This is a genomic window from Salipaludibacillus sp. CF4.18 (assembly GCF_051262595.1).
Taxonomy (GTDB): domain Bacteria; phylum Bacillota; class Bacilli; order Bacillales; family Salisediminibacteriaceae; genus Salipaludibacillus; species Salipaludibacillus neizhouensis.
In genome coordinates this window covers 37045-53389 of the sequence record NZ_JBIMEV010000004.1, presented here as the reverse complement: position 1 = coordinate 53389, position 16345 = coordinate 37045, and the positions used below count along the sequence as shown (strand labels likewise).

The following is a 16345-nucleotide window of genomic DNA, read 5'->3' as shown; positions in this document are numbered from 1 at the left end:
GGATATAAAAGATTATTTGGCATGTGACTAGGCATTATGCATTTTGAGTGAAGTATTCAAGGACACAACAGTAGATACTAAATAATCACTTCTTTTTTTAGGATTAATTAAAGAGAAGCCACTTTATATACCATTTAAACGTACTTAAGAGCAATACTAGATTAACATAATAGTCTTTTTCTAATTGCGGGAGATTCTAGTCATAATTTAATTCTAAATATATTAGTTTATGATGAACTTAGTCAACCTGAAAAGGTCTTATTCACAATACAGATTATAAGATTGGGGGAGGGGAATGATTTTTTCATTAATTGCTGATTTGTTTCGTTCTATCAAAGTAAAAATAATTGCATTTTTGTTATTTTTTTTAGTTCCACTAATTTTTCTCCTAATATACGTAAATTTTTACTCTATTGGTCTAGTACGCTCTCAAGTAGCAGACATTAATAGTAGTTATGTAAGCGTATATGCAGAACAAGTTGAAAATATCTTAGAAAGTACCGAGCAATTTATGGTACAAATGGTCATTCAGGATAATGACCTTTCTGCTTTGGGTTTGGATAAAAGTGAACACTCTGAATACTTTTTTGCGCAAACAAGACTAACCAACAAATTATCAAGTGAGATAAACAATTATCCTGCCGTTGATAGTTTTTTTGTTTATTCGAAAAACAATAGTGACATGTTTTTCACAACATTGGTTAAATACCCTTATGAAACAAGAGAGATAATTAAAAGTAATATGCTTAGGATAATGTCTAATCAGGATGGGGGGGACAAGACGGGTATTTGGCATCCACTCAGTATGAACGATCAACATTTTTTTTATAGGATGATTCAAACGGATACTGCTACTTTGGGCTCATTGATTAGCATAGATGATTTACTAGAACCATTGGAACAGTTGGATGAGGAACGCGATTTGAGAGTATTTATTACATCAAATGATTATCAGTCATTAAGTAATGAAGCTTATATAATGGAAAGTAACTTTGACTTGGAAGGCTATAGTGACCCGTATCAATTGATGGGAGATAAAGAAGAATATCTAGTTGTTGGTAAGGCATCTGAAAAAGGGAATTTTCATTTGTTTACAATGGTGTCTGATAGTGAAATATTAGATAACTTGCCATTTATCCAAAAAATTATATGGGCTATAACGGGTATTACGCTTATAAGTTTAATTGTATTTATTTTTATGTTAAGAAGAGTGATTTTGTCACCAATTAACCGTATTATTTATGCGATGAAAAAATTAAAACAAGGTGATTTAGGAGCTCGTATAGAAAAAGTATCACATAAAGAATCAAAGGAATTTTCAATCATGCATGATGCATTTAATAATATGGCATCCGAAATTCAGCAGTTAAAAATAGAAGTGTATGAAGAACAATTAAAAAGCCAAAAAGCAGAATTGAAACATTTACAGTTACAAGTAAACCCACACTTTTTTTTAAATTCATTAAATATTATAAATAGTTTAGCTCAAGTAAAAGATTTTAAATTAATTAAGGAAATGTCTCAATGTTTGATGGAATATTTTCGTTTTATGTTTCGGAGTAATAAATCATCTTATGTAACGCTACGAGAAGAATTAAATCATTGTGAAAACTATTTACATATTCAACAACTGCGATATCCAGAAAATTTAACCTATAATATCGAATTAGTTAAAGGCTACAATGATTGTGAAGTTCCTCCACTGTTAATTCAACATTTTATTGAAAACTCGATTAAACATTCTGTAACAACAGATAAGCCTATCCATATTTTGATAAACGTATTTGTTACAGAATATGTAAAAAACACCTCTTTCTTAAATATTGTGATACGTGATACAGGAGAAGGATTTACAGAAGAGATGTTATCAAAACTTAATCAAGGGATGGAAGTTAATGACGAAGGAGAAAGTCATATTGGAATTTGGAATGCCTTTCATCGATTGCGAATTCTCAATGGTGATAGCGCAACAATTAAATTTGTAAATGGTGAGGATAAAGGTGCGATTGTTAAAATAAAAATACCTGTTCAAAGGAATCTATAGTTTTAGGAGGCCCACATATGTACAAGTTATTAATTGTTGACGATGAGTTTCATGCAGTTAGAGCAATAGAATCAAGTTTAGATTGGATGAGTATTGGGATTACATCTGTTTTCACAGCTTATAACATTAGTAAAGCTAAAAAAATTATGGAAAGCCAAACCGTAGATTTAATTCTAACTGACATTGAAATGCCGCGTGGCTCCGGGCTAGATTTTCTTCGGTGGGTTAGGGAAGCAGGCTATGAAGCGGAAGCTGTTTTTATCACTTGTCATTCAGAATTTGATTATGCTAAGCAAGCAGTTTCCTTAGGAAGTTTAGATTATTTATTAAAGCCTGTTAACCATGAAGACTTGAAAAGTGTTTTACATAAAGCTGTTGAAAAAATTGTAACAAGAAAAAATGCAAAAACGTTTAATGATAGATACCAGTATTATTACAACTTGTGGTCGAGGTCAAAGCCAATGATTATTAATAGCTTCTGGACAGATTTACTAACCAAAGAGATTCCCTCGAAGTTTCAACAGATCCAACAAGAATTGCTGCGTTATGGTTTGACTTATTCAGACATAATGAACTTTACTCCTATATTTATTAAAGTACGAAGGTTTCATAAAAAGTTAACAGTTGGCGAACAAAAAATACTTGAGTATGGAATTGGACAAATGGCTTGTGAAATGATTTCTCAAGAGCATGTGGAAAGTATTTTATTTGTTCAGTTGAGAATCGGAGAGATTGTAGTTCTTCTGGAATCAAAAAAAAGGAATCTAAAAATCTATAAGGACGTAAGTTCACTTATTGATAAAGTTAGTGATTATTTTTATTGTGATTTAAATGGATATATAGGAGAAGGGGTTCGTATTAATGAAGTATCAAAGATGACTGAGAAATTATTTGAGTTGGATTATCATACCACTTCACGCATTAATAAAGCTATTGATATAGGCGAACTGCCTTTGAAGAAAGAAAAACAAAGTCCAGTGGATATGACCGGGTGGGAAAAATTGCTTGAACATGAAGGGAAAGAAAAAATAATTCATGAAATTTATCATTATCTAAAGCAAGCAGTTGATAAAAAAGCAGTTAGTCCAGATTGGTTACAACAATTTTTTCAGGATTTTTTGCAAAAAATATATTATGTCATGCAAATTAAAGGTTTAGAAGCTCATTTGATTTTAGCAGACGAAGATTTAGAGCAGGAAAGAGCAGTTGCAACTCGTTCTGTTACAGATTTGAAAATATGGATTGAATCAATTGTTAACATTATGGTAGAAAAAATGAAAGAGGTCGATGGCAGCCAATCAGTTGTTGAAAAAGCAAAGCATTTTATTTCAATGAATTTAGAACATTCCTTGTCACGTGAAGAAATTGCAAATCAAGTTTATTTAAATGGTGACTATTTATCACGACTTTTTAAAAAGGAAACTGGATATTCTATTTCCGAGTTTATATTTAAAGAACGTATGGAAATAGCGAAAAAAATGCTTGAAACAACAAATGTTCATATGAGTATAATTGCAGATTCAGTTGGGTACGGTTCCTACTCGCATTTTTCGAAAATGTTTAAAAAAGCGACAGGTCTTAGTCCTCAAGAATATCGAATACTGGTGAGTGAAGAATAGGGGTAAAGGATGAGAATATTTCGAATATCAGTTATGATATGCTTCGTTGCTGTTTTTTTGGGGTGTGCGAAAAGTGAGGATGTGAATAGAGATGAGTCTAATAGTTCTTATCCTGAGCTTAATCTAGCTTATTGGGGCACCGATGATGAAAAGCTGGAAATAATAGAAGCTGAAATCAATCAAATTGTTAAAGAAGAAATAGAAGCAACTGTTAATCTCATGCCTCTATCTGCTAGTCTATCGAATTATTCTAACCAGGTAAATAGGATGCTATTTGGAGATGATAAACTAGATATTTTACTTGTTAGTCCATATATGGACCTAAATAAAATAGTTAATGAATTATTGCCAATGGATCAATTACTAAAATTGCATGGACAAGACATAACAAAAGCTTTGGGCAAAGAAGTATTGGATGCTGTACGTTTTGATGGGAAGTTGTACGCTTTACCCGGATTAAGGGATTTCGCTGAATACAATGGTTTGTTGTTGAGACAAGATATTCTTGATGATTATAAAATTAGCGTGGGTTCGCTTCAATCGTTTGATGATTTAGAAGAGGTTTTCGATATAATAAAAGCAAACGAACCTAATATAAAGTTGGTTTCACCTCAACTTGGGAATCAGACGATGTATCGAGCAATGTCCAATGGAACTTATGATCCTCTTTCCGACCATATCGGTGTTTTACCAAATTACGATAATAATTTTAAGTTGATTAATTTATTTGAAAGTCAAGACTATCAGGAGTATCTTAATCGTATTAGAGAATGGTATTTGAATGGGTATTTTGATTATGAGGTTGTAAAAGAAGATAATTCTGGTTTGAATTATATGAGGACAGGGGAGTTATTTTCCTATTTTAGCGCAATGAAACCAGGGATTGAAGATCAAGAATCAAATCTGGCTAACACAGAGTTGGTATCCGTTCCTTTATCAGAGCCTATTCTATCTTCCGGTGTAATTATGAAATTTATGGTTGCTATTACGAGAAAATCTGAACAACCTGTTTTAGCAACGCAATTACTTAATCTGCTGTATTCTAATAAAGAAATCATCAATCTGATTTATTACGGATTAGAAAATGAACATTACACAAAGGTGGATGAACAAACCATATCTTTTCCTGAAGGTGATCGCACGCAAAAAGATTACTACTCATTTAATAGCTGGATATTAGGAAATCAATTTATCTCCTACGGATGGGCAAATATGGAGAGAAATATATGGATAGAAATGGAGCGTTTCAACAAAAAAGCCAAACGTTCGAAAGCATTAGGATTTAAATTTGATGTTTCTCCTGTGGAAATGGAATGGATTGCAGTAAATAATGTCATTTCTCAGTATATCCCTAATCTGGAGAACGGCCTCTTGGATCCCGAAGAATATTTACCTCTATTTAAAGAAGAGCTCGATGCTGCTGGAATTGATAAAGTCATAGATGAAAAACAAAGACAGTTTGATATGTGGTTAGTTGATCAAAATGCAGACAATAATTAAAAAATTCGTTTGTATGAAAGATGCTCAAGAGATTTTTAAATCTTTTGAGCATCTTTTTTTAACGTTTTAAAAAAGAATTTACAAGTAGTCAGAATGTTGTAAATAGTCGTTAGAGCATAAGGAATAGGTCGTGATTGTTATATGTTATAAATTTTCTGACTGTTACAATAAAAATATAGTCGTCAAACACTGTTTAGGCTAACTTTTCTGATTATCAATTTCAAGAGAAATGCTGCAACACAAACTAAAGGAGGTAGAAGGAAATGACAAAAAAATTAAAAACTGTATTCTTTTTAGCTTTAATATCTATGGTAGCGTTTTCATTTAGTGTGTCTGCGCAAGAAAACAGTATTAGTAATGCAGCTAAGGAAACAAATGAAAAAGAAGAAACATATCAAACGGTGATTGAAATTGAAGATTGGGGTGCAGTGGTTACAGAGGTCATTGTTGAATTAGGGAAGCCAGTACCCAAAAATGCAGTAACCGAGGATACTTTCGATGTCCATGTATCAAGAAGTGATTCCAATATGCCTGAGCAATACTCAAATTTAGGAGACGGTTATCGAACAGTAACGGAAGCATTTGTTGCTGATAAAGATGGAAATGCCATTGAAAACGGAAGAGGCAAATATGCTGTACTAAAAATGGAAATTGGACCGGAAATATCATTGGGTTCAGCATTGAACTATGACTGGAATCAAACTGGAAGAAATCATTGGGTAGATTATCAATATACTATTACACAAGTAAAGGATATTGAGATTAATTCAGGTTCCATTTCAGGTTTAGTAATCGATACATTTGGAGGTGAAACTCGTAAGCTTGTAGAGGACTTCTCGGCTGGGGAAGGGACTTATGATGATGTTACATTAACATATGCCGATTTTTCTCCAGAAAAAGATAAACAACAAAATCCATTAATTATCTGGTTACATGGTGGCGGTGAGGGTGGAACTGATCCGACCATTCCACTTTCAGCAAATAAAGCAGTTAACTTTATTACAGATGATATTCAGGCGTATTTTGATGGAGCTTACGTATTAGTGCCACAGACACCTACTCGTTGGATGGAAGGTTTTGAAGGGTCTGCAGACGGTACTTCAGTCTATAAAGAAGCGCTGATGTCATTGATCGATGATTATGTTACTAGTAACCCTGATATTGATCCAAATAGAGTCTATATCGGTGGAGCATCAAACGGTGGCTATATGAGCTTACTTATGACTCGCGATTATCCGGATTACTTTGCGGCATCGTTTCCAGTAGCAGAAGGTTTAAGTGATGATTTAATTTCAGATGCAGACATAGAGAATTTAGCACAAACGCCAACTTGGTTCGTTCACGCTAAAAATGACCCTACTTTAAATCCGAATAACAATACAATTCCAACTTATAATCGGTTAGTCGAAGCTGGAGCTGATGTTCACATTTCTTTGTTTGAAGATGTGCACGATACTTCGGGTTTATACACTGAGGATGATGGTTCACCATACCAATACAATGGACATTGGTCATGGATCTATTTGTACAACAACGAGGCAATAGCAGAAATTAATGGAGTAGATACTACAATTATGGAATGGATGGCCGCTCAAAGTAAATAAAAAACGCTATATGAAGAAATAATTGTTGCTGGAGTCATTCACCGGAATTGGGATATCATATCACTTAAGCATTCTTGAGGCCCCGAAGGAAAATGTGTTTGCTGAATTTATGTATAGATTTCAGTAATGGAATAATCCTTCGGGTCTCAACTTTAGTGAAGCAAAGCAGAGGGTATTGCTATCCTCTTAAGGGTAGGCAATACCCTCTAAATAGAAAAGGGGAGAAAATAATGAATAAAAAATTGGGTTTTACGTTGCTGACACCATTTATCTCACTCATGGTATTGACTGCATGCGGTTCGGACGAAGAGAGTTCCTCAGAAGGGAATACTGAAAACACAGCGAACAGCAATGTCGAAGATGTGGAAAGTGAGAATGAAGTTAATAATTCAGCTGAAAACGAAGGTAATTCTAACACAAATCAAGGTGAAACAGATTATGAAGGAGAACTTGAAATTTTCAGTTGGTGGACTGGTGCTGGTGAAGAAGACGGACTTCTAGAATTAATTTCTTTGTTTGAAGAGAAACAGCCTGGTGTTTCCGTTATAAATGCAGCAGTTGCTGGTGGTGCAGGTACAAATGCACAAGCGGTTCTAGCGAGTCGTATGCAAGCTAATGATCCTCCAGAAACTTTCCAAGTACATGGTGGTGCCGGATTGAATGAATCATGGGTTGCAGCCGATATGATGGAGCCATTAAATGATTTGTATGAGCAAGAAGGATGGATGGATGTATTTCCAGAAGGCTTAATAGATATGGTTAGTGTTGATGACAATATTTACTCAGTACCTGTAAATATTCATAGAACAAATGTAATGTGGTACAATACAGCAATTTTTGAAGACAATGGGCTAAGTGTTCCAACTACGTTTGATGAATTTTTTGAAGTAGCTGATGAATTAGAAGCGCTTGGAATTACACCTCTTGCTCTAGGTGATACAGAGCCTTGGACTGCCACACATCTTTTAGAGACAGTTCTAGTAGGTGTATTAGGACCAGAAGAATACGAGAAATTATGGACAGGAGAGCTTGCATTTGATGAACCTTCTGTTGAAGAAGCGGTAGAGACATTTGGACGTATGCTTGATTATGTCAATGAAGATCATAGTTCTCGTAACTGGCAGGATGCTTCTCAACTTGTTGCCAATGGAGAAGCTGCTATGAATGTGATGGGGGACTGGGCAAAAGGTTATTTTGTTAATGATTTAAATTTAGAACTTAGAGAAGACTTTGGATGGGTAACAACACCAGATACAGAAGGCGTGTTTATACTTAACACAGATACTTTTGGACTACCAAAAGGTATAGACAACCCAGAATTAGTAAAAGAATTCTTGTCTGTTCTTGGTTCAGTTGAAGGTCAAGATGCATTTAATCCTTTAAAAGGTTCGATTCCTGCTCGTACTGATGCAGATTTATCCAATTATGATGAATATGGTGTAGAAACGATTGAAGATTTTAATAGTGATATACAAGCACCTTCACTAGCGCATGGTGCGGCGGCATATGAAGGTATTGTGACCGATATTCATCAAGCTGTTAACATTTTTGTTACGCAGAGAGATAATGACCAGTTTATTGAGTCTCTAAATATGGCTATCGAGAGATAAAGAAATTCATCAAAAAAAGAAAAGAGGATGAGGAATCTCCTCTTTTCTCTATTAGTAAAGGAGACAAACGTATGAGTCAACCTAAAGAGACTGGGAGCTCTTCTCGATCAACTAATGTGACAAATTCTCTGGTGGGTCGAATAAAAAGAAAAATAAAGTTAAATGTTGATCAGGTTATTGCATTCCTTTTTATCATACCTTCAATAGTCTTTATTGGTGTTTTTGTTTATGGGTTCATCGGATGGACTGGATACGTTTCATTAAGTAATTGGAGTTCAATCGTTCCGGACTTCTCATTCGCAGGTCTAAAAAACTACATCTATTTATTCAATGATTTTAGATTTCAGGCGGATCTACGAAATACCTTGTTTTTCACGATTCTCTTCATAGGTTCTGTAATTGTTATTGGTTTATCACTCGCAATTTTACTTGATCAAAAAATAAAAGCGGAATCACTATTTCGAAACTTATTTTTCTTTCCGATGGCTTTGTCATTTGTTGTAACTGGTGTTGTTTGGCAATGGTTATTACACCCGAGCACAGGTATAAATTTATTCTTAGAGAAGTTTGGATTAGATTCCCTTTGGTATACGGATACGACGATTATTCCAGCTATAAATATTGGTAAAATTGAATTTGGAATTCCTGTTGCAATGATCGCAGTAACTATTGCAGCTGTTTGGCAAATGTCAGGCTTTTCACTTGCTATGTATTTAGCGGGTTTGCGAGCAATTCCAGAAGAGGTTCGTGAAGCTGCAAGGATCGATGGAGCTAGTGAATTTCAAATTTATCAAAAAATAATTATGCCTTTATTAACCCCGATCACGATGAGTGTTGTAATTATTATGGCTCATATATCACTGAAAATCTTTGATCTCATCTATGCTATGACCGGACCTGGTGCGAATTTTGTTACGGATGTTCCAGGAATGTATATGTTTGAAACAACATTCCGAGCAAATAATTATGCAAATGGAGCGGCAATTGCCATTATAATGCTTGTATCTGTAGCTATATTCATTGTTCCTTATTTGATTTCAAGTAGAAGGAGTGCTTCATAATGCTACAAAGTCCGATGATAAAACGCTCATTCTTATATGCAGGTCTAATCATCATGAGTTTATTTTGTTTAATACCAGTTTATGTAATGTTCCTTACTAGTATAAAACCTCTGGATGAAATTAATTTATCTCAAATGTGGGAGTTTCCCAGTTCGATGGATTTAAGTAGTTATGTACTAGCTTTTGAAAGATTAGCACCTAACTTTCTTAACACCTTCTATCTTGTAATACCAGCTACCATTCTGTCTGGATTATTTGGTTCAATGAATGGTTATGTTTTAGCAAAATGGAAATTTAAAGGCTCAGAATGGATCTTCACGGCGATTTTGTTCGGGATGTTTATTCCATATCAAAGTATATTAATCCCTCTTATTCAATTTTTAAGAGAAGTAAATTTGTATAATACAATACCAGGGTTGATTTTTACCCATGTTGTTTATGGTATTCCTATTACGACGTTGATGTTCCGCAATTTCTATGCAAGTATTCCAGATTCAATGTTGGAATCAGCAAAGGTGGACGGGGCGGGGTTTGTAAGGATTTATAGAGAAATAATTTTCCCTCTTTCCATAACGGGGTTTGTAGTTGTAGGAATATGGCAGTTTACAAACATTTGGAATGAATTCTTGTTTGCAGTTTCCATAACGTCAACTACAAATCAACCAATAATGGTAGCTTTGCAAAATTTATCGGGAAGTCAAATTGTCCAATGGAATGTGCAAATGGCAGGAGCACTCTTAGCAGCCTTGCCAACACTACTTGTTTATATTATTTTAGGTAAATATTTTGTCAAAGGGCTTCTTGCTGGTTCTGTTAAAGGATAAATAAAGCTGTTTATAGTGGTTAAAATCAGCTTTATTTTATAAAAGTTATTAGTAGATAACAAATCTAGTTTGAAATATAACACAAACTAGATTTGGTTGATTACTTTAGAATAATATGACCAAAGATGTACATACCAAAATTAGAATTAATTAAATTTGAAAAACTCGTTTGTGATGAAAAATAAGACTGCTTGCCGTGGGAGTGGTCACTCAATCAAGGAAACAAGTATTTTTGAAATATAGAATATATAAGGTGTTTCAGAAGATATTTAAATCTTTTGAAGCACCTTATTAGTTTTTAGAATCTCACTGTACATGAGCAAATAAGTTAATCGATGTAGGGTGTTACCGTGAATTGGAACCAAGATTTAAAAATGTCATTAAAGTATAAGGAATAGGTCGTGAATGTTATATTTAATATATTTTGAGACTGTTATGATTATTTTATATTCAATATAAACTAAATTCTTAGTTAAGGAGGCTAGTTTTTCTGGTTAATAACTTTAAGAAGATTGCCTAAAGCCCGGGAAACTTTCTAGTAGAATCTTACAAGTTTATGTAAGCGTGAACAAAAAAAGAAAAAGGAGTGGTATAATGCAAAAAAAGTGGAAAGTACTTACGTCTGTTGCGCTTAGTGGATCATTAATGATGTCTAGTCTTCTGATTGACACATCTTTAGTTTATGGACAAGAAGACGAGAATCCTCCTCAATTAACAGGGGAAAAGGCCATTAATGAGGTTGTTAATGCTATGACCTTAAAGGAAAAAGCAGCGTTACTTGTCGGTGGTAATAAAGAAGTATTAGAAGAAATTGATAATGAAATCATAGGAAATCAAGCTACTAGAGTGCCTGGAGCCGCCGGACAAACGCAGGCAATCCCAAGACTCGGAATTCCGTCGATTGTTTTAGCTGATGGTCCTATGGGTGTCAGAATAAATGCGACTCGAGAAAATGATGAAAACACATATTATGCTACAAAATTTCCATCTCCTAACGTTTTAGCCTCAACGTGGGATACAGACTTAGTTTATGAAGTAGGAGAAGCGACAAGTCATGAACTAGAAGCATATGGTATTGATTTGCTCCTCGCTCCAGGAATGAATATCCAAAGTTATTTGTTAAATGGAAGAAACTATGAATATTTTTCGGAAGACCCTTATTTAACTGGAAAGATGGCTACCGAGCTTGTAAATGGAGTTGAAGATCAAGGTATTGGTACGACGATTAAACACTTTGCGGCATATAACCAAAGAAATGATAACAATATTGATTCAATAGTTAGTCAAAGAGCGCTAAGAGAAATATATTTAAAAGGGTTTGAAATGACTGTCAAGGAGGCTGATCCTTGGGCCATTATGGATTCTTACAATAAAATTAATGGTACATGGGCCACAGAAAGTGAAGATTTACTCACTTCTATTCTAAGAGAAGATTGGGGCTTTAACGGTTTCGCTATGACTGACTGGGAATTTGGGAGCAGAGACATAGCGAAACAGATGATAGCAGGAACTAACCTTCTAATGCCAGGAAGAACAAGTCAGTCAGAAGCCATAGTCGATGCAGTTAATGATGGAGAACTTAATGAAGAAATATTAGACCGAAATGTAACAGAGATGTTAGGAATTATTGTACAAACTCCTACATTTTTAGGTGAAGAACCTTCGAATGATCCTAAATTAGAAGAAAACGCAAAAATCGCAAGACAAGCAGCAGCAGATGGAATGGTATTATTGCAAAATGAAGAAGAGACATTGCCTTTGCAGAGTGATTTGAAAGTATCACTATTTGGTACACCACAGATCGAAACGATGACAGGTGGTAGAGGAAGTGCTCTTGTTCGCTCACCATACCAATTAGGTATACCAGAAGGATTACAAAACGCAGGCTTTACTCTCAACCAAGACTTGTACGATAAATATGAAAATTATATTGATGAATTAAGAGCAACAGATGAATACGAGCAAACTCCAGGAAATTTCTTTGAATCAACATTACCTACTCTACCCGAAATGGATGTTGAAGAAGAGGCTGCATTAGCAGCAAAAGAATCTGATGTTGGTATTATTGTTTTATCGTCGGAATATGGAAGTTACGGTAATGATCGTTCATTAGAGGATTTCTATCTATCGGAATCAAAGGAAGATATGATCAAAAATGTTTCCGAGGCTTTCCGAAACGAAGGAAAACCTGTAATTGCAATATTGAATGTTGAAGGTCCATTAGAAGTTGAAAGCTGGAGTGACCAAGTCGATTCAATTTTACTTTCTTGGCAACCAGGACAAGAATTAGGAAACGCAGTTGCTGATGTTCTAACAGGAAAAGTTAATCCATCTGGTAAACTTGCCCAAACATTCCCTGTGGATTATGAAGACACATCTTATTCAGAAACATATCCAGGCGTAGACCAATATATTTATGAGGAAGATATATATGTTGGTTATCGTTATAACACAACATTTGATGTGAAACCGGCTTACGAATTTGGTTATGGATTATCCTATACTAAGTTTGAATATGATAACGTTCGAGTGAATCGTAATGGTAGTTTCAAGGATAAAATTACGGTATTTGCGACAGTTGAGAATACTGGTGACGTTGCTGGTAGGGAAGCTGTTCAAGTCTACGTCCATGCACCGGACGGTAAAATGGAAAAACCAGAATTGGAATTGAAAGCTTTTGATAAAACAAAAGAATTGCGACCTGGTAAAAAACAAAATTTGAAATTTGATTTAGATGCTAAAAATCTAGCTTCTTTTGATGAAGATTTATCAGCTTGGGTTCTTGAAAAAGGAGAATATGAAGTTAGAGTTGGTGCATCATCGGAGGAAATTAAAGGTACGGCTAGTTTCACAGTAAAAGAAGATGTCATTGTGGAAGAAGTAAATGACGCATTGGCACCTCAAATAGAATTTGATCGATTATCTAAGTTCAATAAATAAACATTGATGCTAAAAGCTTTGACATTGCCTTAAAAGACTAAAAATCTTTTGAGGCAATGTTTTTATCAGTTTAACGACATGTATGCTTATCTTATTTTTAAGATAGATATTTAAATTGAGAATCGGGTGGTTTGGTTCTATTAATAACCTATTAATAGATATCTCGGGTAATTTTAAGTCCACGGCCTAGACAAGTTCTACATCACTTGATGTGAAAATCTATACTGGTGTGGCGTTGTTCCGATTGTTTTTTTTAATAAATGAATAAAGTAAGATACATCTCCAATCCCCACTTGTTCCCCGATTAATTCGACAGAGTCATTATTCATTTGTAGTAAATGACAGGCTTGCTTAATTCTTCGAATAGTTATGTATTCAGTTAGGTTACTTCCAGTTTCTCGTTTAAATGTCCGAGAGACATAGGACTTAGATAAATGAAGCTCAGTTGATAGTTTTTGCAAATCAAAGGTTTCCGTGTATTGTTCTTCTATCCATTGCATGATTGTTTCCGAATATCGAAGTGAACGTAATTTATTTTGATGAAGGGAGGTTTCTAGATCCTGAGTGTTTATGCGGATGCAAGAAAGGATTTGCATAAGAAAAAGCTGACAATCTTCCTCCCAGTGATTCGTTGTAATGGATTGTTCAAAAGCCTTAAACATCTCAGCAACATAATGGGAACGATCGGATAAATCAAATGCTTGTTTTTCATATATACCATTCTGTAATCGATATAATAAGGTATTAAGACCTGGGAATGAATGTAAATTCTTCCCCTGAGATATTGGATCAAACATGTACCTTATGTAACTGAAAAGGTTGGAAAAAGAAAAGCATACCTGGTTTAAGTTCGTATGTCTGTTGGTTAACAATGACACGTCCTTGTCCCCGATGAACGAATAAAAATTCACAGCCTTGGTGCCAGTGGTAGAAGCCTCTAAAGTTATGATCTGATATTCGACGATAAATCCAATGAAAAGGCTTTAGATCAAACAATATAGGTTCAAATAAACGGTTCATCATAGCCCTCCTAATAGAACAACAGATTCATATTATTAGTTATTATACAACAACTTTTATTCTATTAGCGAAGTTATACTAAATTTATTAACTCAAATAGGAGGAATATCATGTACAAGTTTAATCAACAAGAGATTTTAAAAAAACTTGAAGAAAAAGTTGAACGTATGGTAGATCAAATGGGGAATAAATCACCACATGTAGCGGCGTCTGATGGAGTTTACGATGATATGCCCCATGCTTGGTGGACATCAGGTTTTTGGCCTGGTTTGTTGTGGGTAATATATGATATGACTGACAACGAGAAGTTTAAGAATGCTGCAATGCGTTGGGATGAGGAATTACAAAACTGCTTTTCTGAGCACCCTATTAAAGTGGATCATGATGTAGGATTTCAATTTCTACTAACTGCTGTGATGAAACATGAAATTCTAGAAAGCGAGAGTAGCCTTGGAATAGGAATTGAAGCATCAAACTATTTAGCGGGACGTTATAACCCAGTTGGAAAGTTTATCCGCGCATGGAATGGTGATAAAATAGGTTGGGCGATTATCGATTGTATGATGAATCTATCATTATTATTTTGGGCAAGCAGTGTAACTGGAGATCCTAGATATAAACAGATTGCTACCCTTCATGCGGATACTATATTGAAGCATGGGATTCGAGAGGATGGATCAGTTTGTCATATATTATCATTTGATCCTGTGACAGGTGATTTTATTGAATCTATTGGTGGTCAAGGTAATGCAACAGATTCTGCATGGAGTAGGGGAAATGCATGGGCGATTTATGGATTTGCTAATACCTATCGACATACAGGAGATTCTCGTTATTTAAGTGCCGCTAAAAGGGTCGCACATCATTTTATTGCTGGTCTTCCAGAAGATTTTGTACCATATTGGGATTTCAGGTTAACTTCAACCGAAAATGAACCTAGAGATACTTCTGCAGCAGCTATTGCCGCTTCTGGGTTACTAGAAATTGCTGAATTGGTACCTAGTAATGAAAGACGAATATATGCAGATGCTGCAACAAACATATTAGCTTCTTTAACTGAAAATTACGGGACTTGGGAGCAGCCAGACCATCAGGGAATACTCGTTGGAGGAACTGGACATAAGCCGGCAAATGACAATATAAATGTTTCTCTCATATATGGTGATTATTATTATATTGAAGCGATCGCTAAACTAAATGGTTGGGAACGACGCATTTTTTAATAGTTAGTGGCAGAAGAGCTAGGGTGAATTTTTTCCTATTCCTATACCCGGGACAATTCCATGAAATAATAAAATAGTTTGAGGTGGATATGATGTCAGTATTACAAAATAACGACCGAAAGTTCTGGCTCGATTCGATGTTGAAAATAGCAAGCCCTATTCTGCTACATTTGAATAATAGAACTTTAAAACAAGAAATGCCAGTAGAGATGCAAGAAGGAACCAATCGTGAGAAATTTTCGCATCTTGAGGCATTATCTCGATTATTAGTAGGGATGGCACCTTGGTTAGAAAGGGTAAGTGAGGATGGAGAGGAAGAAATTCTTCGCTTGAAGTATGCTGAGCTTGCAAGGGCAGCAGTTGATGCGGGAACGGATTCAACATCACCGGATTATATGAACTTTTCGGATGATTTTCAACCCATTGTAGATACTGCTTTTCTTGCTCATGCTATCTTGAGAGCGCCTACAGAGTTGTGGGAAAAGCTTGATGATAGGGTTCAGAAAAATGTGATTACAGCAATAAAAGCTACAAGAACTAGAAAGCCTATTTTTTCTAATTGGTTATTGTTTTCAGCTGTAATTGAAGCGTTTTTACACAAAGTAGGAGAAAAAAGTTGGGACCCAATGCGAATTGATTACGCGATCAAACAGTTTGATCAATGGTACCTAGGGGACGGAATCTATAGCGATGGTCCAGAATATCACCATGATTACTACAACAGCTTTGTCATTCACCCCATGCTAGTAGATGTAATTGAAACAGTCGGTGAAGAGTATAGGGAGTGGACAGCACTTAAAGAGTCGATCATAAAGAGGTCTCAGAGATACGCTGTTATTCAAGAGCGAACCGAGGGCCCCTACTAAGCTTTATTCCGGTTTTGGTTACAGGTATTTTGTA

General features: G+C 35.1%; 12 protein-coding genes. 10 read left to right on the top strand and 2 right to left on the bottom strand.

Annotation, left to right across the window (positions count from 1 at the left end; genetic code table 11):
• Nucleotides 1-295: 295 nt before the first annotated feature.
• The 8 genes from ACHABW_RS04200 to ACHABW_RS04165 all read left to right on the top strand — a co-directional run bounded on the left by ACHABW_RS04200 (nucleotide 296) and on the right by ACHABW_RS04165 (nucleotide 13202).
• Nucleotides 296-2044, top strand: coding sequence for a sensor histidine kinase (locus ACHABW_RS04200; RefSeq protein ID WP_435754189.1), 1749 nt, complete (start codon nucleotides 296-298; stop codon nucleotides 2042-2044).
• A 17-nt stretch (nucleotides 2045-2061) separates the two neighbouring features.
• Entirely contained in the window at nucleotides 2062-3663 is a 1602-nt protein-coding gene (locus ACHABW_RS04195) for a response regulator transcription factor (protein WP_435754188.1), read from the top strand.
• Nucleotides 3664-3672: 9 nt separating this feature from the next.
• Entirely contained in the window at nucleotides 3673-5163 is a 1491-nt protein-coding gene (locus tag ACHABW_RS04190) for an ABC transporter substrate-binding protein (protein ID WP_435754187.1), read from the top strand.
• A gap of 263 nt (nucleotides 5164-5426) precedes the next feature.
• On the top strand, nucleotides 5427-6767 hold the full coding sequence (locus ACHABW_RS04185) for a prolyl oligopeptidase family serine peptidase (RefSeq protein ID WP_435754186.1): 1341 nt from the start codon (nucleotides 5427-5429) through the stop codon (nucleotides 6765-6767).
• Nucleotides 6768-6997: 230 nt separating this feature from the next.
• Complete coding sequence (locus ACHABW_RS04180) at nucleotides 6998-8377, top strand: ABC transporter substrate-binding protein (protein WP_435754185.1); 1380 nt, start codon at nucleotides 6998-7000, stop codon at nucleotides 8375-8377.
• Between the two features lie 71 nt (nucleotides 8378-8448).
• Nucleotides 8449-9438: a carbohydrate ABC transporter permease gene (locus tag ACHABW_RS04175; protein ID WP_435754184.1), complete on the top strand. Its 990-nt coding sequence runs from the start codon at nucleotides 8449-8451 to the stop codon at nucleotides 9436-9438.
• The gene (locus tag ACHABW_RS04170; RefSeq protein WP_435754183.1) at nucleotides 9438-10262 is read left to right on the top strand and encodes a carbohydrate ABC transporter permease; all 825 of its coding nucleotides are present in this window, start codon (nucleotides 9438-9440) and stop codon (nucleotides 10260-10262) included. Before ACHABW_RS04175 ends, ACHABW_RS04170 begins: the two co-directional genes overlap by 1 nt.
• A 594-nt stretch (nucleotides 10263-10856) precedes the next feature.
• A complete protein-coding gene (locus ACHABW_RS04165; protein ID WP_435754182.1) occupies nucleotides 10857-13202 on the top strand; it encodes a beta-glucosidase family protein in 2346 nt (781 codons plus the stop codon).
• A gap of 197 nt (nucleotides 13203-13399) precedes the next feature.
• Here the strand turns inward: ACHABW_RS04165 and ACHABW_RS04160 are convergent, their stop codons facing one another.
• Both ACHABW_RS04160 and ACHABW_RS04155 read right to left on the bottom strand, forming a co-directional pair.
• On the bottom strand, nucleotides 13400-13999 hold the full coding sequence (locus ACHABW_RS04160) for a helix-turn-helix transcriptional regulator (RefSeq protein WP_435754181.1): 600 nt from the start codon (nucleotides 13997-13999) through the stop codon (nucleotides 13400-13402).
• The gene (locus ACHABW_RS04155) at nucleotides 13992-14225 is read right to left on the bottom strand and encodes a cupin domain-containing protein (protein ID WP_435754180.1); all 234 of its coding nucleotides are present in this window, start codon (nucleotides 14223-14225) and stop codon (nucleotides 13992-13994) included. The genes ACHABW_RS04160 and ACHABW_RS04155 overlap by 8 nt, the downstream gene beginning before the upstream one ends.
• Nucleotides 14226-14332: 107 nt before the next feature.
• Here ACHABW_RS04155 and ACHABW_RS04150 point away from each other — a divergent pair, with 107 nt between their 5' ends.
• A complete protein-coding gene (locus ACHABW_RS04150) occupies nucleotides 14333-15445 on the top strand; it encodes a glycoside hydrolase family 88 protein (protein ID WP_435754179.1) in 1113 nt (370 codons plus the stop codon).
• Between the two features lie 89 nt (nucleotides 15446-15534).
• A complete protein-coding gene (locus ACHABW_RS04145; protein ID WP_435754178.1) occupies nucleotides 15535-16311 on the top strand; it encodes a DUF2264 domain-containing protein in 777 nt (258 codons plus the stop codon).
• Nucleotides 16312-16345 lie beyond the last annotated feature (34 nt).